We start from the raw sequence: 19,140 nt of genomic DNA on the forward strand, positions 1-19,140 counted from the left end.
CGGACACGCCCGGTGGCCGCTCAGGACTCCAGCTGCGACAGCGGCAGTGCCTGGAAGCCCTTGACCGTGCGCAGCACGAAGCTGGAATTGGCATCGGCCACGCCCCCGGCGTTGAGCAGCCGGTCCAGCAGGAAGTGCGAGAAGTGTTCCAGGTCGCGCACGTAGACATGCAGCAGATAGTCCATGTCGCCGGTCAGCGCATGGCAGGCCACTACTTCATCCCAGCCCTGCACGCTGTCCACGAAATGGCCGATGGCGGCCTGGTCGTGCTTTTCCAGCTGCACGCGCACGAAGGCCTGCAGGCCCAGGCGCAGCTGCCGTGGCTCCAGCCGCGCACCGTAGCCGACGATCACGCCCTCGCTTTCCAGCCGCTGCAGGCGCCGCAGGCAGGCCGAGGGCGAAAGGTTCACCCGCGCCGCAAGCTCGGCGTTGGTGGCGCGCCCATCCTTCTGGATTTCCGCCAGCAGGCGTATATCCGTGCGATCGAACTGGACTTCTCCGGCCATTGTTGCCCCGCAACATGGTGAGTACGCAAGGATATTGCGCCAACAAGGCCAATCGGCGCAACTTTTGCAACCCTGTTGCGCGCGCCCTGCCCTAGCATCGTGGGTATCCCTTCAAGGAGTGCCCCATGGACCTCGCCCAGCCCCGCCGCGTCGAACACCAGCAGACCGACAAGGGCTACGTGCCGGTGTACACCACCGCGCTTGTCGAGCAGCCGTGGGACACCTACAGCGCCGACGACCACGCCACCTGGAGCACGCTGTACCAGCGCCAGCGCGAGCTGCTGGTCGGCCGTGCCTGCCAGGAGTTCCTGGATGCGCAGGACGAGATGGGCATGAGCGCGCACATGATTCCGCGCTTCGACCAGCTCAACGAAGTGCTCGGCGCCGCCACCGGCTGGACCCTGGTCGGCGTTGAAGGCCTGCTGCCGGAACTGGATTTCTTCGACCACCTGGCCAACCGCCGCTTCCCGGTGACCTGGTGGATCCGCCGCCCGGACCAGATCGACTACATCGCCGAGCCGGACCTGTTCCACGATCTGTTCGGCCACGTGCCGCTGCTGATGAACCCGGTGTTCGCCGACTACATGGAGGCCTACGGCCGCGGTGGCGTCAAAGCCCACGCGATCGGCCCGGATGCACTGCAGAACCTCACGCGCCTGTACTGGTACACGGTGGAATTCGGCCTGATCGACACGCCCGATGGCCTGCGCATCTACGGTGCCGGCATCGTGTCGTCGAAGGGCGAATCGCTGTACTCGCTGGAATCGGCCGCGCCCAACCGCATCGGCTTCGACCTGCAGCGGATCATGCGCACCAAGTACCGCATCGATACCTTCCAGAAGACCTACTTCGTCATCGACAGCTTCGAACAGCTGATGCAGGCGACCTCGCCGGACTTCACCCCGATCTATGCCGCACTGGCCGACCAGGCGCACCTGCCCGCCGGTGATGTACAGGCCGATGACCGCGTGTTCCAGGCCGGTACCGGCGAAGGCTGGGCCGACGGCGGCGACGTGTAGACACGCGGTCGCGCAGGTAGTCTGCGGGACATGACTGATGTGTTTGCTGCCTTCCGCGTCACCGACGTCGCCTTCGACGACGACTTCATCCTGCTGACCCTGGCCGATGGCCGGCGTACCCGCCAGCCGCTGCGTTGGGCGCCGGCACTGTTCGAAGCCACGCCCGAGCAGCGCGCGCAGTGGGTCGCCACGGCCAATGGCCTGGGCGTGAACTGGCCGGCCCTGCTGCCGCCGCGCGAGGATGGCGTGGTCGATGTTCCCAACCAGGTGTGGGACGACCGCTACGAGGCGGCGCTGGCGCGCTTGAAGGCGGCCGCATGGGCGCTGGATGCGTTGTCCGATGAAGACCAGCAGCTGGTGGCGCTGTGGCGCATGGAAGCGGACATCAACAACGGCGGCTTCATGCAGTTCCTGTGCAACTGGGGTGACCCTACCTGCCAGCTGGCGCTGCGTGCGTTGCAGGCGATGGGCGCGGTGCAGACCCACGCGATCCTGGCCGGCATGCGCGGGTTGCTGGACCGGCTGGAAGACGACCCGGCAATCACACAGCTGCACGACCTGTATGGCGCGATGACCGAGCAGGAGCAGGATGCCCTGCATGCCTTTGACGAGGCGTATTTCGAGCGCCCGGAGGACCTGGCGAGGTTGGGGCTGAAGCACTTCGGGCCGGAGCCGTTGTAGAGCCAAGCCGAGCGTAGGCTCGGCTCTACAGATCAGCGCAGCCCGTGTAGAGCCGAGCCCATGCTCGGCTGCGTTTCGATCACCGCGGGTACGCCAGCAGCACCACCAGATCTTCTTCCCCCACCTGCTGCAGCGCATGCGTGCTGCCCGTGCGCGTCAGCAGCGCATGGCCCGCGCGCACGTCGTGCTGCTTTCCATCCAGCACGTAGCTGCCCTGCCCGCTGACGATGTAGTAGATCTCATCCTTGTGCTGCGGGTGCAGGCCGATGCCGGCGCCCTTGTGCAGCACCCGCTTGCGCAGCACGAACGGCAGATTCGCCGCGCCAGCGAAGAACGGATACGCGGTGGTCGGCCCTGCACCACCGTGCGGGCCGGGCTGCGTACGCGCAACCGTGTCTTCGTGCAACACCTGCGAGGGCCACTGCGCATCGGCGCCCTGCCCTGCGCCCGTCACATCGCAGTCGATGTCACGCACCAGCGCCGGTTGCAGCGCCGGCAGCAGCGGCACCGCCTCGCGCAGCACCAGGCAGGCCACCGCATTGGCACCGGCCACGCTGAAGTGTGTGCCGTCGGCCTTGTTCTGCTCGGGCACGAACAGGAAATACGGCCGCGCGCCCTGCTCGCCCAGCGCGCGGATCCAGCGTGTGCTGCGGTCGTTGAGCTCGATCAGCGCGACGTGCTCGCGCGCCGCCAACTGCTGCATCGCCAGCGTGTAGCGCGCGTGCGTGTCCAGCAGTGAACCGAAGTCGTACAGCAGTCGCGCCACCGGCGTGACCAGTATCGGTGTCGCGCCCTTGTCGCGCGCCACCTGCACATGGCGCATCAGCAGGCGCGGATAGTCAGTGTCCGGATCGGTGTAACGCGTGCGGTCTTCGAACTTCGCATCGTTGTGGCCGAACTGGATCAGCAGCACGTCGCCGCGGCGAAGCTCGCTGGCGATCGCCTCCAGGCGCCCTTCGTCGATGAAGCTGCGCGTGCTGCGCCCGCTCTTGGCGTGGTTGTGTACTTCGAAGCGCGCCGGGTCCAGGTAGCTCTGCAGCGCCTGGCCCCAGCCCGCCTGCGGCGCACGCTCCGGCCCGTACTCGGCGGCGGTGGAGTCACCGGCGATGAACAGCCGCACCGGCGCCGCCTGCGCGGTGGTGCACGAGAGCAGCAACAGCAGCAGCAGGTTGCGCATGGCGGAGCCCCGGTAGTGCCGGCCGCTGGCCGGCAACCTCATTAACGATGAAAGCACCGCCTCGATGCCGGCCAGCGGCCGGCACTACCCAAGACCGCGCGTCAGCGCGCCAGCCAACCACCATCCACCGGCAGCACCGCACCGTTGATGTAATCCGACGCCGACGACGCCAGGAACACGGCCGCACCGGCCAGGTCGTCCGGGGTACCCCAGCGGCCGGCCGGGATGCGGTCGAGGATGGCCTTGTTGCGGTCCTGGTCGGCGCGCAGCTGGGCGGTGTTGTCCGTTGCCATGTAGCCCGGCGCGATGGCGTTGATGTTCACGCCCTTGCCTGCCCACTCGTTGGCCAGCAGGCGGGTGATGCCGGCGATACCGCTCTTGCTGGCGGTGTACGACGGCACGCGGATACCGCCCTGGAACGACAGCATCGAAGCAATGTTGATGATCTTGCCGTGGCCCTGCTCGATGAAATGGCGACCGGCGGCCTGCGAGATGAAGAAGGCGGACTTGATGTTGACGTTCATCACGTCATCCCAGTCCTGCTCGCTGAAGTCCACCGCATCGGCACGGCGGATCAGGCCGGCGTTGTTGACCAGGATGTCCAGCCCGCCCAGGCCTTCGATGGTTTCGCGCACCACGCGCGCCACCGGCTCGATGCTGATCAGGTTGGCCTCGATGGCCAGGCAGCGGCGGCCCAGCGCGGTGATCTTTTCGATGGTTTCGGTGGGCGGGGCGATGCCGGCCACGGCGACGTCGGCGCCAGCGGCGGCCAGTGCCACGGCGATGCCCTGGCCCAGGCCGGTATTACCACCGGTTACCAGAGCGACCTTGCCTTCCAGGCTGAAGGGATTAGCCATTGCGTATGCATTCCTTGATAGAGGCGAGCGGGATCAGCGGCAACGGCCGCCGGCACGCGGTGCGTGGCGGCCGGGCAGGGCTTACTTGAGCTGGCAGATGTCCAGCACGTGCATGTCGGTGTAATCGAGGTTCTCGCCACCCATCGCCCAGATGAAGGCGTAGTTGCTGGTGCCGGCGCCCATGTGGATCGACCACGGCGGTGACACCACCGCTTCGTTGTTCTGGATCACGATGTGGCGCTGCGCGGCCGGCTCACCCATGAAGTGGTAGACGCGGTCGCTGTCACCGAGGTCGAAGTAGAAGTAGACCTCGCTGCGGCGGTCGTGCAGGTGCGGCGGCATGGTGTTCCAGACGCTGCCCGGCTTGAGCACGGTCAGGCCCAGCAGCAGCTGCGAGGACTGGCAGGTGGCCGGCACGATGTACTGGTAGATGGTGCGCTCGTTGCTGGTTTCCAGCGCGCCGCGATCCAGCGCCACCGCATCCTTGATCGACAGCTGCCTGGTTTCGAAGCGAGCGTGGGCGGGGGTCGAAGCCAGGTAGAACTGCGCCGGGTTGGCGGCGTCCTGCGAGGCGAACACGACATCCTTGCTGCCCATGGCCACGTACAGGCCGTCCTTCGGGCCCAGCGTGTAGACCGTGCCGTCGACGGTGATGGTACCGGTACCACTGCCGACGTTGATCACGCCCAGTTCCCGGCGTTCCAGGAACGGATGGCCCGCCGCCGACGCCGGTTCGGTCTGGGTCGGCAGGGCCAGCGGTGCGTCCACCGGTGCGGCACCACCGATCACGAAGCGCTCGTAGTGGGTGTACTTGAGGGTCACCGCACCGGCATTGAACAGGCCATCGAGCAGGTACAGGTCGCGCAGCTGGTCGTTGCTGGCACCGTTGATGGCATCGGGATGGGTGGCGTAGTGGGTCTTGCAGTACATGGCATCTCCAGAGCGGGGGGCGGGCCGACGGGTCGGCCCCGGCACGGTTCACGGTCGATTCTAGCCAGACAGGAAACCGGTGTCATTTTGCGTCGCACGATAGCGGGGGCTGGCCGGGCGGGGCGAGGTAGAGGGGGTGGGAAGGTGAAGTGTCACCACCAACGGTGGTGACCTTCCGGATTGAGGCCTTCGGCCTCAGTCCTCTGGCGGCTGGCAGGAATCGCGCACGATCAGGTGCGGCCGCACGCTGGCAATGGGCAACGATGCCTGGCCTTCGGGCTGGATCAGCATCGCCGCAGCGGTACGCCCGGTGTCGCGGGTATGCCTGCGTACCGAGGTCAGCGAAGGCCACAGGCGGGAGGCCAGCGGGCTGTCGTCATAGCCGACGATGGACAGCTGACGCGGAATGTTGATGCCGGCGCGCAGCGCCACCTTGTAGATGCCGGCGGCCATTTCGTCGTTGCCGGTGAAGATGGCGGTCGGGCGACGCTTGCCCAGCAGCAGTTTCTCGGCAGCGGCCACGCCGGATTCGAAGGTGTAGCCCGCCTCGATGATGCGGTCCTTCGGCAGCTCGATACCGCGCTGTGACAACGCGTCGATGAAGCCGGCGGTACGTTCATGGGCGGAACGGTAGGCGCTGGGACCGGTCACCAGGGCAATGTCACGGTGGCCGAGCGAAAGCAGATAGTCGGCGGCTTCGGCTGCACCGTCACGGTCATGGGTGACCACCATCTGTGAGCTTTCATCCAGCGGCAGTGCAGCGACGCGGGTGAAGCGGCAGCCGATCTCATCGAGCATGTCCGCCAGCGCCTGGTCTTCCGAGGCGCGCGGCACCAGGATCACGCCGTGCAGCTTCTGCTGCTGCACGAAGCGGCGCACGCCCTCGATGTAACCGGGGCTTCGGCTGTCACAGGGGTGCACCACCAGCTCGAAGCTGGATCCGCGCAGTGCGTCCAGCGCACCGTACTGCATGTCCACGATGTACTGTGCGGTGGGGTTGTCGTAGACCATGCCGATCAGGAAGGAGCGGCGGAAGGCCAGTCCACGGGCCAGCGGATCGGGCATGTAGCCCACTTCACGCATCAACGCTTCCACCTTGTCGCGCGTGTCCTTGCGCACCAGCGGTGAGTTGTTGATGATTCTTGAAACCGTTTTCTTGGATACACCCGACAGTCGCGCGATGTCGTTGATGGTGGCTGCCTTGCCCTTCGCCAATGCCGGCGTAGCGGCATCGTTCTTGTTGCGCACTGACATGTTTTGAACCCGATAAGTCTGGGGATTCCGGCTCCGCGCTCAATCCAGCGCGCGGTAGCGGAAGTTGCGGAAGGTTACCGTACCGTCGCCGGCCGCATACAGCGCCGGCTTCAGCGCCAGGAACCTGCCCGCTACATTGTGATGGTAACCGGACACTTCCATCTGAACCGGATACTTCTGCCAAGTGTGCCCGTCGATACTGGAGTGGAAGGTGACGATGTGGCGGTTGTTGGTGACCCGCAGCCACAGCCGGCCGCCACGCGCACCGGCCGCCAGTCGGGCAGGGCGCTCCTCGCCGTAGCGATGCATGATGAACGACTCGCCATTGCTGCCCACTCCCGCATACAGGCGGTCGCTGTAGAACAGCAGCGCGCCGCCCACGGCGCCGGGGGCAATCTCCATCTCCACGTCGAACTGGTAGGCCGGGTCGCCGGCGATGGTGGTCAGTGGGGAGGCGTCGCGCGGGCTGTTGCCCTTGCCCTCCAGGACCAGACCGTTGCCGCTGAAACCCAACCGCCGGTACTCATCCGGTGCCGGGTTGAAGAACGCCCACTGCGGGCCGAGCGTGCTGCCTCGGAAATCGTCCGACAGCGCCATGCCATGCGGGGCCAGTGCCTGTCCGGCCGGCTTGCGCAGCGGCTGGCCGAGATCGCCGCCGGTGGCCCGGAACCAGCCATCGCCGGTCCACTCGATCGGCTCCAGCAGGGCCTGCCGCCCCAGCGTCCAGAAGCCGTTCTCGTAACCGTGGTACATCATCCACCAGCGTCCATCGGTGCCTTCGATCACCGTCGCGTGGCCCCGAGACCACCAGGGTTCGGCCGCCGACCGCGTGCGCGTGATCGGATTGTTGGGGGCATTCACCCAGGGACCGTGGATCGAACGCGAGCGCGCGGTGATCACCATGTGCCCGGTCGGTGGGCCGGCAGTACCGCCCACCGCGGTGGTCATGTAGTACCAGCCATCGCGGAAGTGGATCTTCGGGCCCTCCTGCGCGTAGGCCTCCACGTCCCAGCTTTCCGGGTAGCGCCAGCCGTCATAGACATGCGTCGGCGTGCCGACCACGCTCAGACCATCGTCGGCCAGCTGCACATAGTCGCCGCCGCTCAGGAACAGATAGCGCTTGCCGTCCTCGCCCACCGCATGACCGGGATCGATGTAGCCCCCCAGGCCGATATCGATCGGCGCGCTCCACGGGCCCTTGATGTCATCGGCCCAGACCACGAAGTTGCTGCGCCGGCCAGCGGTACGGGCCGGGAAGTAGATGAAGTAGCGCCCCTTGTGCTTGACGATGTCCGGCGCCCAGATCGCGCCGACGTTGCGGGTGATGGCATGGCCGAGCGGCTGCCAGTTCACCAGGTCGCGCGAATGCCAGATCGGCAGGCCGGGATAGGCATCGAACGAAGACAGCGTGAGGTAGTAGTCGTCGCCGTCCTTGAGCACCGACGGATCAGGGCGGTCACCGGCCAGTACCGGGTTCAGGAAAGTGCCATCGCCCCGGTCGGCCTGGCGCTGGTGTTCCAGCCCCCGCGCCCACGGCGTCGGTACCGGCGCGGCATCGGTGGCCGCCACCGGCAACGCCGGCATCAGCAGAGCGAGCAGGGTGGCGGCGGTGACGATACGCAGCGCGTGCATGGCGGCCTCCTCCGGTCTCAGCCGCGCAGCGCGGCTGGCAACCACAGTGACAGGGCGGGGAAGAAGGTGACCACCAGCAGCACGCCCAGCGCGGCGAACCAGAACGGCCAGATGGTGCGCATGCTCTGGCCCACGCTGATCTTGCCGATGGAGGTCCCGATGAACAGCACCGATCCCACCGGCGGTGTCACCAGGCCCAGACCGCCCGTCAGCACCAGCACCAGGCCGAAGTGGATCGGATCGATGCCGTAGGCCCTGGCCACCGGCAGGAAGATCGGCGTGCAGATCAGGATCATCGGCGCCAGGTCCATGAAGGTGCCCAGCAACAGCAGCATCACCACGATCATCAGCAGCACCATGAACTGGCTGTGCGCGAACGACTGCAGGAAATCCACGGCCGCAGCCGGTACCTGCAGGTAGGCCAGCAGCCAGCCGAAAACGGCGGCGGTGGCGATCACGAACAGGATCACGCCGGTACTGCGCGCGGCATGGATGACGGTGTCGAAGAACTCGCGCCAGCGCAGCTGCCGGTACAGCACGGTGGTGACCAGCAAGGCATAGACCACGGCGATGGCCGCGCTCTCCACGGCGGTGAAGATGCCGGCACGGATGCCGACGAAGATCAGCGCGACCAGGCCCAGGCCGGGCAGGGCGGAGACAATGCGCAGCGCCACGGCGCGCCAGCCGGGGAACACTTCCACGCCGTAGCCGCGACGTCGTGCCACCACATAGCCGGTGATCATCAATGCCAGCGTCATCAGCAGCGCCGGTACGATGCCCGCAGCGAACAGATCGGCGATGGACAGGCCCCCTCCCGCCGCCGCCGAGAACAGGATCAGGTTGTGCGATGGCGGTACCAGCAACGCCACCAGCGCAGCGGTGATGCTGACATTGACGGCGAAATCGCGGTCATAGCCGCGCTTGACCATCTGCGGAATCATCGTGCCACCGACCGCCGACACATCGGCGATGGCTGAGCCGGACACGCCACCGAAGAACAGCGAGGACAGGATCGAGACCTGGCCCAGGCCACCGCGCAGGCGTCCGACCAGTGACGAGGCCAGCGCGATCAGCCGCTCGGAGATGCCGCCGCGCATCATGATCTCGCCTGCAAAGATGAACAGTGGAATGGCGATGAGCGAGGCGGAGCCGGTGCCGGCCGAGATCTGTTGCACCAGCACGATGCTGGGAATGTCCAGGTAGAGCAGGGTGGCCAGCGCCGCGGCGGCCAGCGCGTAGGCCACCGGCACGCCCAGCAGAAGCAGCACGGCAAATACGGAGAACAGGATGGTGATGCCCATGGATCAACGATCTCCTTCAGCGTCGTCGCTGCCGGCGTCGCGGGCCTGCAGCGCTTTCCACGCACGGTTCAGCGCGAACAGCACCATCAGCGCACCACCCACGGCCAGCGGCAGGTAGTTGATGCTCTGCGGCAGGTTGGCGCCGGCGGTCTTGATGTCCAGCCCGTCCAGCAGCAGGTCGGCCGACCAGAAGGCGATGAACCCACCCAGCACGGCCACCACCACCTGCACCAGCACATCCACCGCGCGGCGCACGCCAGGGCCCATGTGAGCGTGCAGCAGGAAGAAGCCGAAGTGGCGGTTGGTATGCACGCCGCAGGCGGCGCCCAGGCTCATCGCCGTGGCCAGCAGCAGCAGGGTGACCGGCTCGGTCCAGCTGGGCGAATCGTTGATGACGTAGCGCGCGAACACCTGCCAGCCCTGTACCACCACCAGCCCCAGAAGGGCAGCGACGGCACAGTTGATGGCGATGTCGGCGATGCGGTCCAGCAGTCGCTGTGCGGGCCCGGCGGTGGCCGGCAGGGTCTTGGTCATGGCAGATGTCCTCAGGCAGCGCGGATGCGGTCAACCAGCGCGGCGATGTCCGGCTGTTGCAGGTACTGCTTGAGCAGCGGCTGGGCGGCGGCCCGGAAGGCGGGCATGTCGACCTCATTGGCTTTCACGCCATAGGCCAGCACGGCGCGGCGTGCAGCGTCCTCCGACGCGTCCCAGTGCTCGCGCATCACCGTCACCGATGCGCGTGCGGTGTGCAGCAACAGCTGGCGATCATCCGCGCCCAATCGTTCGAAGCGGGCGCGCGACATCAGCAGCACGTCCGGTGCGTACGAATGGTCGCTCTGCGACCAGTAGTGCGCCGCCTCGAAGTGGCGGCTGGAGTGGAAGCTGCGCATGTTGTTCTCGGCACCATCGATCATGTGCGTTTCCATGCCCGAGAACGTGTCGCCCAGCGACATCGGCGTCGGATTGGCACCGAGCAGGCGCATCAGCTGGATGAAGATGTCCGAGGAGGCCACGCGCAGCTTCAGGCCATGCAGATCCTTCGGCGAAATGATCGGATGCTTGGTGTTGTAGAAGCAGCGTGCGCCGGAATCGTAGATCGCCAGTCCGACCAGGTCGCGGCTTTCAAAGCCGCGCAGCACCGTGTCTGCCACGCCGCTATCGAGCGCGGCGCGCTGGTGCGCGACCGACCTGAAGACATAGGGCAGGCAAAGCGCCTGGGTCAGGGGAAATGCATTGTTCAGTGCACCGGCATACACGCGGGTGATGTCGATGGCACCGAAGCGTGCCATGTCGATCGCTTCCGACTCGCGGCCCAGCTGCCCTGAATGATACTGGCGCAGGTACAGCCGGCCGTTGGTCTCACGCTCCAGCGTTTCGCCGATCCACTTCACCGCAGTGACGGTCGGGTAGTCGGCCACGTGCACGTCGGTGGCGGTCAGCAGGGTGCTGCCGTCCACGCTGCCGCCCGGCCCGCGGCCGCAGGCGGCGAGCATCGGCGTAGCCAGTGCGGCAGCGCCACCGGCCAGGAAGTTACGTCGTGTGATCATCTGCGCCCTCCCGCGCGTGTTCACCAGGGCAGGCCAGCGGTCAACCCGCTGGCACGGCCCGGCAGGCAATGTCACCGAAGCCGGCAAAGCGCACCAGCGCCGTTTGTCCTGCCTCGATGTCGTGGATGCCGGTGGCATTGCCGGTTGCGATCAGATCGCCCTTGCGCAGCGGCCGGCCGCGCAGCGCCGAACGGGACAGTGCGAAGGCGTAGGCCGCACGCAGGCCACCGGGGAGGCGGGGCGCACCACCGGAACCGACCACCTCGCCGTCGATGAGGGTTTCCGCGCGCAGGTCGATCTCATCGCGGGCCGTCCAGCCGGCAATCTCCTGCCCCAGCACCAGCCCGTTGTTGTTGCCGAAGTCGGATACCACGACGCGCGGGCCCAGTTCGTTGATGGTGGCCAGCGGGCTGCTGGCCACTTCCACGCCGATGTAGAGGCGCGCGGGCAGGGCCTCAGCCTGCTCCGGAGACCAGTGCAGCTGACCGGCCGGCGCGTCTTCCAGCAGCTCCAGCACATACTCTGCCTCCACTGCACCGAAGCCGCCGACGAACACCGGGATGTCCGTTGTTCCACCGGTATCATTCCAGAGCTGACGTTTGAAGATCGGCCCCAGCAGGCGCTCATCCCCGGAACCATCGCGACGCTCGGCGGCGATGTATCCCACCTTCCAGCCGATCACCTGGTCGTCCCAGAGATCAATCGCCTGGTCCTGGACCAGGTAGGCATTCACCAGATCTGCCGGGATAGCGCCTGGAAACGCAGGCAGGGTGTTGCCTGCGCGGCGTGCGGCGGTGAAGGCGCGGGCGATCGCGGCTGCATCGTCCGGCGTCGGCGTCTGCCCCTGTGTGCCGTGTTCGTTGCTCAAGAACGGTCTCCCTCTGCGTTGTTGCACTGCCCATCGACAGCGTCTGCAGGAGGTGTATATGGTAAACCGGTGTCATCACGCAAGCCGCAGCGCACCACGCCCTCTTTCCCGGCGCGTGCGGCACGCTGCCCACCCCCGCTGGAGCCCGGTCCGACATGCGTTTGCCCACCCTTGTACTGTGCCTGTCCGTTCTGCTGGCCGCTGCGCCCGCACCTGCCGCCGAGGTCCCACTGCGCGACGGGCAGCGGCTGGGCAGGGAGGTCGCGGGCGAACGCCTGCCCCTATGGCCAGACGGCCGGGTGCCCGGCGAAAGCAGCCCGGCACGGCCGGCGCGCGTGGTTGAACGCAGCCCCGACCCGGCCCATCCGGACCGGTTCGTGGATGGCATCGATGCGCCCTACCTGATGGTGCACACCCCTGTACATCCGAACGGCCATGCCGTGCTGGTCATTCCAGGCGGTGGTTACCAGCGGGTGGTGATCGACAAGGAAGGCAGTGCGCTGGTACCCGACTGGGTGCAGCGCGCCGGGTTTACCCTGTTCGTCCTTCGCTACCGTCTGCCGCAGCCGGGCAGGGACCGCCAGGCCGCGCTGGCCGATGCCCAGCGCGCGCTGCGGGTGGTGCGCGACCAGGCCGCGCGGCGCGGCCTGCGCACCGACGACGTAGCGGTCGTTGGCTTCTCCGCCGGCGGCCACGTGGCTGCGCGGCTGGCCACCGGTTTCGATGCTCCGGTCTATCCCGCAGGTGATGCGATCGATCGGTTGAGCGCGCGGCCGGCGCGGGCGGTGCTGGTCTATCCGGTCATCGACATGGGCGCGCATGCACACAGCGGTTCGCGCGGGCGCCTGCTGGGCGAGCATCCTGATGCCGCCCTGGCTGCGCAGTATTCCCTGCAGCAGCATGTCCGCCCGGACATGCCACCGACGATGCTGATACATGCCAATGACGATCGGGTGGTCAGCGTGCACAACAGCCAGGTGATGGCGCAGGCCCTGGCCGCCGCGGGTGTCGAGCACGAGCTGCATGTGTTCGCCCATGGTGGACATGGCTTCGGCATGCACCTGCAGCGCGGTTCGACGCTGGCGCTGTGGCCGGCCCTGGCACAGGCCTGGCTGGTGGCAGGGGCCGGTGCGGAGGACGGCCGGTGACGGGAGCGCCAAGCGATCTGCAGCGCCGCCGCTTTCTGCGCGACAGTGCGCGCTGGGCGTTGGCCACGGCCACTCTGGCAGCCCTGCCGGCAACGGCGGTGCCGGGCGCACGCGACGACCGCCTGCCGATCGTCCGGCTGCGCGGAGGGCGTGTGCGTGGCCAGCGTCAACAGGGCGTGCTGGTGTTCCGTGGCCTGCGCTACGGCGCCGATACGGGCGCCTATCGCTTCCAGCCACCACGCCGGGAAGCGGCCTGGAACGGGATCGCCGATGCGCTGGACTATGGCGCGGCCGCACCACAGGGCGGCACCGAAGGTCCGGGGAGCGAGGACTGCCTGTACCTCAACGTCTGGACGCCCGCGCTGGGCGATGGCGCCCGTCGCCCCGTGCTGGTCTACATCCACGGCGGTGGTTTCAACAATGGCGCCGGCAGCGACCCCCTCTACGACGGCAGCGCGCTCTGCCGTCGCGGCGACGTGGTGGTGGTCACCCTCAACCATCGCCTGAACGCCTTCGGCTATCTGTATCTGGGTGCGCTGGGTGATGCACGCTACGCCGCGTCGGGCAATGCCGGCCAGCTCGACCTGGTGCAGGCGCTGCAGTGGGTGCGCGAGCATGCGGCCACCTTCGGCGGTGATGCCGGCAACATCACCGTGTTCGGCCAGTCCGGCGGAGGGGCCAAGATCGCCACGCTGATGGCGATGCCGGCCGCGCGCGGCCTGTTCCAGCGCGCCTGGACGATGAGCGGACAGCAGGTCACTGCAGCCGGCCCGCGTGCAGCGGCACAGCGCGCGGCGATCGCCATGCAGGCCGTGGGCGCGAAGGACCTGGCGGCATTGCTGCGGTTGCCCGCCGCCGATCTGCTGGCGGCCACCCGTGCACGCGATCCCTCACGGGTGGAAAGCTCGTCGCTGTACTTCGGGCCGGTACTGGACGAGGTCTGCCTGCCGGTCCATCCGTTCTGGCCGCAGGCACCGCGGCAATCGGCCGGCATTCCGATGGTGATCGGCAATACCCGCGACGAGACCCGTGCGTTTCTCGGCAATGATCCGGCCAACTTCGCCTTGACGTGGGACACCTTGCCGGCGCAGCTGGAACGCCAGCAGTTCGTCGATCTGCTGCCGCAGACGGTGATCGCCGAGTACCGGCGCCTGTACCCGCACTACACGCCGTCGGAAGTGTTTTTCGCCGCCACCACCGCCGGGCGGTCCTGGCGCGGTGCGCTGGAGGAACTGGAGGCGCGTGCGCGCCAGCCCAGCGGCGCGGCGCCCACCTGGGCGTATCAGCTGGAGTGGGGATCGCCGGTGGAAGAAGGCCGGCTGCGCGCCTTTCATACCCTGGACATTCCGCTGGTGTTCGACAACGCCGGCCTGCCGGGGGCCCGCACCGGAGGCGGTGCAGATGCGCAAGCGCTGGCCGCGACGATGAGCGATGCGCTGATCGCGTTCGCGCGCACCGGCGACCCCAATCATCATGGAATGTCGCAATGGGCCCCTTACGGCCTGCCGCAGCGGCAAACCATGCTGTTCGACCGCCACAGCCGCGTGGTCGATGATCCACGTGCGGGCGAACGGGCGCTGTATGGAAAAGTACCGTTCGTGCAGCGCGGCACGCAGTGATGACACCGCAGTGCAAACATTCCGTTAACTCTTCTCGGCTAGAGTCGGGTCATGGGAGAGATGTCCTCGCCACTGTCGTTCACCGGACGGGAGCGCCTGCTCGCCGCGATCGATACCGCGGTGATGCTGCGCAGGCCCGAGGCGATCACCGGGGCGCTGCAGCAGGTCCTGCGTGAGGCCATCGTCGATCCTTCGATCCAGCTGCCACCCAGCGTGCGGCGCCCGGTCGAAGGACACTATGCCCGCCGCGAACTGCACCGCAGCCCGACCCTGGGCTACAGCGTCATCGCGATGTGCTGGGGCCCGGGCCAGGGCACGCCACTGCACGACCACGATGCGATGTGGTGTGTGGAGGGCGTCTGGCAGGGTGAACTGGTCGTCACCCCGTACGCACTGCTGGAGCAGGATGGCGAACGCCATCGCTTCGCCGCCCAGCCGACGCTGTACGGCCATCGCGGCAGCGCGGGCAGCCTGATCCCACCGCACGAGTACCACACGCTGTGCAACGCCAGCGATGCGGATGTGGCGGTATCGCTGCACGTGTACGAGGGCGTGATGGAACGCAGCGCCGTGTTCGAGCCGCTGGGTGAAGACTGGTACCAGCGGCGGGTGAAGCGCCTGGAAACCGAGGCGTCCTGACGGTACCCGCCGGGACACGCCCTGCGAAGCGATGGAATCACTGCGGCACGGCTGCCACGTTGTTCAACCGTGTCACTTCCTCGCCGCCATCGGCCAGCGCCACGCGCACGCGCAGCCCACTGCGGTCACCGGCCGGCAACGGCAGCAGGACCCGCACGGTCTTCGGCTGCAGGTCGGTCGGTGCCGCCATCGCGGGCACCTCGGTGCGTGCGATCTCGCGGCCACGCGCATCTTCCAGCACGGCCACGCCCACGCCACTGCCAACGTGGCCCAGGCTGTGCACGGTCACCTGCAACTGGCGGCCGTCCACATGCAGATCGCCACGGCCCACGCCCAGGTCCGCGCGTGTCTCCACCGCCGTGCCCGCAGACACACGCTCGAACTCGAACACCTCGGTGCGGCCCGGGCGGAACTGCATCGGCACCGAGGCACTGGTCTCCAGCTTCACGCTGCGTTCGACCGGCGTGCCGTCGATGCGGCCATCGCCGTTGGTATCCACGCCACTGCGGATGCGCCAGGTACCGCTGGCCACGTTCCAGCCGGTCATGTCAGCGGCAATGGTGCGCGCCCCCAGGTTGTAGCTGGTCACGGTGAAGCGCTCGCGCGAGGGCGCATGCACCAGCAGGGCGACCTGCTCGGCGGCACCATCGCGGTCGAAGCGCCAGCTGACGGTGTGGCCGGGCCAACTCTGGTTGCGCTTCAGCGCGATGCCGCCCAGGCGTGCGCGCTGCAGGAATTCGCTCGGTGCTTCCACCCGATCGGACCACCAGTGTCCATCGGTGTTCATGTAGGCGCGTTGCACCTTGGACTGGAGACCCTCGGCATGCAGCGCATCGATGTACTTCATGTCACCACTGGCCTGCCACGCCATCAGGCTGGCGAAGCCGGTCCTGCCGGCATCGGCCTCGGCGGTCAGCTTCGGGTACCAGTCCTGCTGCCGGGCGAGCACGTCGACGTAGTTCTCGCCGAGGTTGGCCAGCGCACCCGGGCCACCGCGCGCTACCCGGTAATCCAGCGCCTGCAGGTACTTCGCATCGCCGGTCCAGCGCCACGCCGCCCAGAAGGTGTGCATCGTGTCGCCGCCGCCGGAGCCGTTGTTCAACTCGCCGCCGCGGGTGGCACCGGTGGCCCAGTTGATCTCGTTGGGCAGGGTGAAGCGCCCCTGGTCGTCCTTGCCTGCATGGGCCAGGTAGCCATCGGCCAGGCCGATCACCAGCCTGCGGCCAGTCGGGTCGGCGTTGTACTGGCCCAGCAGGAAGGCTGGGTGCAGCACCGGGAACGAGTACGGCTTCTGCCACTGCCAGTTGGGTTCGCGGTAGATCTTGTTGCCACCGAACCAGTTGCTGGAGAACAGCAGGTGGCCCTGCGGATTGCGCAGGATGATGCGCTCGTCGAAAGCCTTCACCGTTTCCATCAGCCGCTCCAGCGTCAACGGGTCGCCCCAGTTGAGGTAGAGCATGGCGCTGTTGGTGTTGATGCCTTCCTCATAGGAATGCAGTTCGTCGGTTTCGATGGTGCTCAGGCCATTGCTGAACATGCCATTGCGGTACACCGCATCGGATAGCGCGGTCAGCGAAGCATTCAGCCGCTCCGGCTGCACGCCCATCAGCGCCAGCCCCGGCCACTGCTGGGTCAGGTCGGAATCATCGGAAATGCCGCCGCCGAAATCACCGTAGGCCACCTGCCGCTCATCGATCCACCAGTCAACGAACCGGCGCACCTGGGCCAGATCCTGCACCTGGTTGAACGCCCACGCCGGCACGCCCCTGGGTACCTCCGGCGCGGTGTAGGGCGGTCGACCCTGGCTGTTGTAGCTGATGTAGTTCCAGTACAGGCGACCGAGTTCGTGGTCCGGGTCCACGCGCAGCAGATCGCTCAGATCGGCGTACACGCGTGCATAGAGGCGCTGCCGCTTGGAGGTGGTGTGTTCCTCCACCAGGAAGCCCCAGTTGTCGCGCACCTGGTTGAAGCGGTCGGCCACGTGTTCCTTCAAGGCTTCGGCACGTGGCTTGAACACCAGGCGGATCTGCGCGCCGTCCAGCGCGCCGGCATCGAAGCCCGGTGCGGCCGAGGCGATGCTCAACCACAGGCTGTCCGGGGTAAGGATGCGATCGCGCAGGTCCAGCCACAGCGTGCGCTGCTGCCCCGGCGGCACCGACACCGAGACGTCGATCATGTCGCGTGCCGGCCAGATCGGATCCTTGATGCGGATGTTGAGCGGGATCAGCCCATCGTGGGTGGCCGGCAGGTCCAATGCAGGAAGGTCGATGGCCACGCCATCCAGGCCGTCATGCATGTTTTCCCAGCTGTAGGCCCAGCTGCGGATCAGCGGCTGGTTGGCCGGGGCGTCGCCCACGCCGGAAGGAATCAGTACATGCACGATCGGGCGAGGTTGCGCCGGCAGGCTGTCGGCGCTGCGCCGGCGCGAACCGGCGCCCTTGGGCAGGGCCATCACCGTGCTGCGCTCGGACACCGGGAAGCGGCCATCGATGTAGCGCCGAAGCACTTCCAGGTTGGTGTAGTCGGGCAGCGCCTGGCTGTCAATCACGTAGGCCTGTGTCACCGTGCCTTCCGGTTCGGCGCCTTCGCTCACGTTGTAGGCCCAGACTTCCTGGATCGGCGTTTCCTGTTCCACGTTGCTGAAACGCAGCACGCCTCCCTGCTGCGCGGGGATGTCCTGCACGCTGCGCACCACGCCGCGCGGGCGCGTGGCCAGCACGTCGGTGGCATGTTCTGCGTCGGGCCCGTGGCCCAGCGTGCCGAAGGCCGCACCGCGGATCTCCACGCGGTTCACGGTCTCGCCCACCGGCAGGGTCAGGTCCAGGTACTGCCCGCTTTCCACGTAGGTGTTCCAGTCCGGCAGCTGGAAATAGTCGTTGCGGCCGGGCAGGCGCGAGCGGTTGTAGACGCCCGGCCAGGTGGTTTCGGCGATGCCATCGGTGGCCTTCCACATCCATGCCTTCATGTCGCGGGTGTCGGCGAATTCGATCTTGCGGATGCGCGTTCCGCCCGCCGCCAGCGCAGGCGGTGCCGCGCCGTCCCAGCCGAAGCGGTGGCGCCATGCGCGCTGGTCGGAGGCCGGCGCCACCGCGCTGGCCGCGACCTTGCCGGCGGCCAGGGCCTGCACCGCCGCCGCGTCCAGCATGCGGTCATACACGCGGATGTGCTGGAAATCACTGCCGCGCAGGAAGTTGTAGCGGCTCTGCACCTGGTACGGAGCCATCACCCGGCCCGCCAGGCCAAGCTGATCCAGCGCGGCATCGTAATCGCCGGTTGCCTGCGCGCGCGCCACTTCACGACCATCGACGAACAGGCGCACGCCCTGGTCTTCGTCCCAGGCGAAGGCCAGGTGCAGCCACTGGTCCGGCCCCGGCGGCGTGTCCATGCGGAAGGACACGCGGGTGCGTGCGAGGTTGGCATCGGTGACGAAAGCATCGAAACCGCGTCCGTTCCAGTCGATGCGCAGCCAGGCCATGTCCCAGCTGCTGTGGTCGGCGTAACCGACGCGGAAGATCACGAACGGAGCCTCGCCCACCGCATAGCGCGAGCGCCAGTCGAAGGCGAGAGTGCCGCGCTGGGCGAGGATGTTGCCCGGCGCGTCCCAGGCCAGCACGCCATCGTCTTCCCACTGGATCGCCTTGCCACGTACACCGTCGTCGACCACCGCCACCTTGTCGCGGAAGTTCGGTACGGCCTCGCCCTGTGCTGTCGCAGCCTGCAGGCCGTGGTTGGCATCGACGTGGAAGAGCAGGGTGGGAGCAAGCAGGTTGGCGGCATCGGCGGCGGCCGTCGCGGGGCCAGCAGCCAGCGCCACTGCCAACAGCAGGCAGCGAAACACAGTCGTGCGGTGCGGCATGGAGATGTTTCCTTTCAACGGGCCACGGCCGGCGGTGGGCCGCCGGACCGTAGCAAGGCCACGCCGCGACGGCACCTTGCGGCGCAGCAGTGGTCACGGCAAACGG

General features: G+C 67.5%; 16 protein-coding genes. 5 read left to right on the forward strand and 11 right to left on the reverse strand.

The genetic code is table 11. The features are described from left to right. Positions 1 to 20 precede the first annotated feature (20 nt). A complete protein-coding gene (locus tag N5C18_RS05460) occupies positions 21 to 506 on the reverse strand; it encodes an Lrp/AsnC family transcriptional regulator (RefSeq protein WP_053508030.1) in 486 nt (161 codons plus the stop codon). Positions 507 to 631: 125 nt separating this feature from the next. On the opposite strand from N5C18_RS05460, the gene phhA reads away from it, so the two are divergent. Beyond that, entirely contained in the window at positions 632 to 1,525 is an 894-nt protein-coding gene (gene phhA, locus N5C18_RS05465; protein ID WP_053508031.1) for a phenylalanine 4-monooxygenase, read from the forward strand. Between the two features lie 30 nt (positions 1,526 to 1,555). Next, complete coding sequence (locus tag N5C18_RS05470) at positions 1,556 to 2,206, forward strand: DUF4375 domain-containing protein (protein ID WP_279944011.1); 651 nt, start codon at positions 1,556 to 1,558, stop codon at positions 2,204 to 2,206. Between the two features lie 79 nt (positions 2,207 to 2,285). Here N5C18_RS05470 and N5C18_RS05475 read toward each other — a convergent pair whose 3' ends face one another. The 9 genes from N5C18_RS05475 to N5C18_RS05515 form a co-directional block, all read right to left on the reverse strand. Beyond that, entirely contained in the window at positions 2,286 to 3,383 is a 1,098-nt protein-coding gene (locus N5C18_RS05475; protein WP_279944012.1) for a GDSL-type esterase/lipase family protein, read from the reverse strand. Positions 3,384 to 3,484: 101 nt separating this feature from the next. Further along, the gene (gene kduD / locus N5C18_RS05480; protein ID WP_049456664.1) at positions 3,485 to 4,240 is read right to left on the reverse strand and encodes a 2-dehydro-3-deoxy-D-gluconate 5-dehydrogenase KduD; all 756 of its coding nucleotides are present in this window, start codon (positions 4,238 to 4,240) and stop codon (positions 3,485 to 3,487) included. An 81-nt stretch (positions 4,241 to 4,321) separates the two neighbouring features. Beyond that, on the reverse strand, positions 4,322 to 5,170 hold the full coding sequence (gene kduI / locus N5C18_RS05485; protein WP_049456665.1) for a 5-dehydro-4-deoxy-D-glucuronate isomerase: 849 nt from the start codon (positions 5,168 to 5,170) through the stop codon (positions 4,322 to 4,324). Between the two features lie 195 nt (positions 5,171 to 5,365). Further along, positions 5,366 to 6,424: a LacI family DNA-binding transcriptional regulator gene (locus tag N5C18_RS05490; protein WP_004153364.1), complete on the reverse strand. Its 1,059-nt coding sequence runs from the start codon at positions 6,422 to 6,424 to the stop codon at positions 5,366 to 5,368. 39 nt (positions 6,425 to 6,463) lie between these two features. Beyond that, a complete protein-coding gene (locus N5C18_RS05495; RefSeq protein WP_279944508.1) occupies positions 6,464 to 8,008 on the reverse strand; it encodes a family 43 glycosylhydrolase in 1,545 nt (514 codons plus the stop codon). A gap of 65 nt (positions 8,009 to 8,073) precedes the next feature. After that, positions 8,074 to 9,357, reverse strand: a complete 1,284-nt coding sequence (locus N5C18_RS05500; protein ID WP_053508035.1) for a TRAP transporter large permease — start codon at positions 9,355 to 9,357, stop codon at positions 8,074 to 8,076. Positions 9,358 to 9,360: 3 nt separating this feature from the next. Continuing rightward, a complete protein-coding gene (locus tag N5C18_RS05505; protein WP_279944013.1) occupies positions 9,361 to 9,891 on the reverse strand; it encodes a TRAP transporter small permease in 531 nt (176 codons plus the stop codon). An 11-nt stretch (positions 9,892 to 9,902) separates the two neighbouring features. Further along, a complete protein-coding gene (locus N5C18_RS05510) occupies positions 9,903 to 10,904 on the reverse strand; it encodes a TRAP transporter substrate-binding protein (RefSeq protein WP_279944014.1) in 1,002 nt (333 codons plus the stop codon). 40 nt (positions 10,905 to 10,944) lie between these two features. Continuing rightward, on the reverse strand, positions 10,945 to 11,772 hold the full coding sequence (locus N5C18_RS05515; RefSeq protein WP_004153358.1) for a hypothetical protein: 828 nt from the start codon (positions 11,770 to 11,772) through the stop codon (positions 10,945 to 10,947). 155 nt (positions 11,773 to 11,927) lie between these two features. Here N5C18_RS05515 and N5C18_RS05520 point away from each other — a divergent pair, with 155 nt between their 5' ends. Genes N5C18_RS05520 through N5C18_RS05530 form a run of 3 tightly spaced genes read left to right on the forward strand, consistent with a single transcriptional unit; the run spans position 11,928 to position 15,178 of the window. After that, positions 11,928 to 12,920, forward strand: coding sequence for an alpha/beta hydrolase (locus N5C18_RS05520; protein ID WP_049456670.1), 993 nt, complete (start codon positions 11,928 to 11,930; stop codon positions 12,918 to 12,920). Then, positions 12,917 to 14,539, forward strand: coding sequence for a carboxylesterase family protein (locus N5C18_RS05525; RefSeq protein ID WP_006479419.1), 1,623 nt, complete (start codon positions 12,917 to 12,919; stop codon positions 14,537 to 14,539). The genes N5C18_RS05520 and N5C18_RS05525 overlap by 4 nt, the downstream gene beginning before the upstream one ends. A 51-nt stretch (positions 14,540 to 14,590) precedes the next feature. After that, positions 14,591 to 15,178, forward strand: coding sequence for a cysteine dioxygenase family protein (locus N5C18_RS05530; protein ID WP_053508051.1), 588 nt, complete (start codon positions 14,591 to 14,593; stop codon positions 15,176 to 15,178). A 37-nt stretch (positions 15,179 to 15,215) separates the two neighbouring features. On the opposite strand, the gene N5C18_RS05535 is transcribed toward N5C18_RS05530, so the two are convergent. After that, positions 15,216 to 19,034 carry a LamG-like jellyroll fold domain-containing protein gene (locus N5C18_RS05535; RefSeq protein ID WP_279944015.1) on the reverse strand — a complete coding sequence of 1,273 codons (3,819 nt, stop codon included), beginning with the start codon at positions 19,032 to 19,034 and terminating at the stop codon, positions 15,216 to 15,218. Between the last annotated feature and the right edge of the window lie 106 nt (positions 19,035 to 19,140).

It is taken from the genome of Stenotrophomonas sp. GD03930 (genome assembly GCF_029839665.1).
GTDB classification, from domain to species: domain Bacteria; phylum Pseudomonadota; class Gammaproteobacteria; order Xanthomonadales; family Xanthomonadaceae; genus Stenotrophomonas; species Stenotrophomonas forensis.

Excerpts from the sequence above, each read along its gene's own strand:
- N5C18_RS05510 (WP_279944014.1), bottom strand. The coding sequence starts at position 10,904 with ATGATCACACGACGTAACTTCCTGGCCGGTGGCGCTGCCGCACTGGCT.
- N5C18_RS05470 (WP_279944011.1), top strand. The coding sequence starts at position 1,556 with ATGACTGATGTGTTTGCTGCCTTCCGCGTCACCGACGTCGCCTTCGAC.
- N5C18_RS05530 (WP_053508051.1), top strand. The coding sequence starts at position 14,591 with ATGGGAGAGATGTCCTCGCCACTGTCGTTCACCGGACGGGAGCGCCTG.
- kduD (WP_049456664.1), bottom strand. The coding sequence starts at position 4,240 with ATGGCTAATCCCTTCAGCCTGGAAGGCAAGGTCGCTCTGGTAACCGGT.
- N5C18_RS05475 (WP_279944012.1), bottom strand. The coding sequence starts at position 3,383 with ATGCGCAACCTGCTGCTGCTGTTGCTGCTCTCGTGCACCACCGCGCAG.
- N5C18_RS05535 (WP_279944015.1), bottom strand. The coding sequence starts at position 19,034 with ATGCCGCACCGCACGACTGTGTTTCGCTGCCTGCTGTTGGCAGTGGCG.
- N5C18_RS05520 (WP_049456670.1), top strand. The coding sequence starts at position 11,928 with ATGCGTTTGCCCACCCTTGTACTGTGCCTGTCCGTTCTGCTGGCCGCT.
- N5C18_RS05500 (WP_053508035.1), bottom strand. The coding sequence starts at position 9,357 with ATGGGCATCACCATCCTGTTCTCCGTATTTGCCGTGCTGCTTCTGCTG.
- kduI (WP_049456665.1), bottom strand. The coding sequence starts at position 5,170 with ATGTACTGCAAGACCCACTACGCCACCCATCCCGATGCCATCAACGGT.
- N5C18_RS05460 (WP_053508030.1), bottom strand. The coding sequence starts at position 506 with ATGGCCGGAGAAGTCCAGTTCGATCGCACGGATATACGCCTGCTGGCG.
- N5C18_RS05495 (WP_279944508.1), bottom strand. The coding sequence starts at position 8,008 with ATGCCGGCGTTGCCGGTGGCGGCCACCGATGCCGCGCCGGTACCGACG.
- N5C18_RS05490 (WP_004153364.1), bottom strand. The coding sequence starts at position 6,424 with ATGTCAGTGCGCAACAAGAACGATGCCGCTACGCCGGCATTGGCGAAG.
- phhA (WP_053508031.1), top strand. The coding sequence starts at position 632 with ATGGACCTCGCCCAGCCCCGCCGCGTCGAACACCAGCAGACCGACAAG.
- N5C18_RS05505 (WP_279944013.1), bottom strand. The coding sequence starts at position 9,891 with ATGACCAAGACCCTGCCGGCCACCGCCGGGCCCGCACAGCGACTGCTG.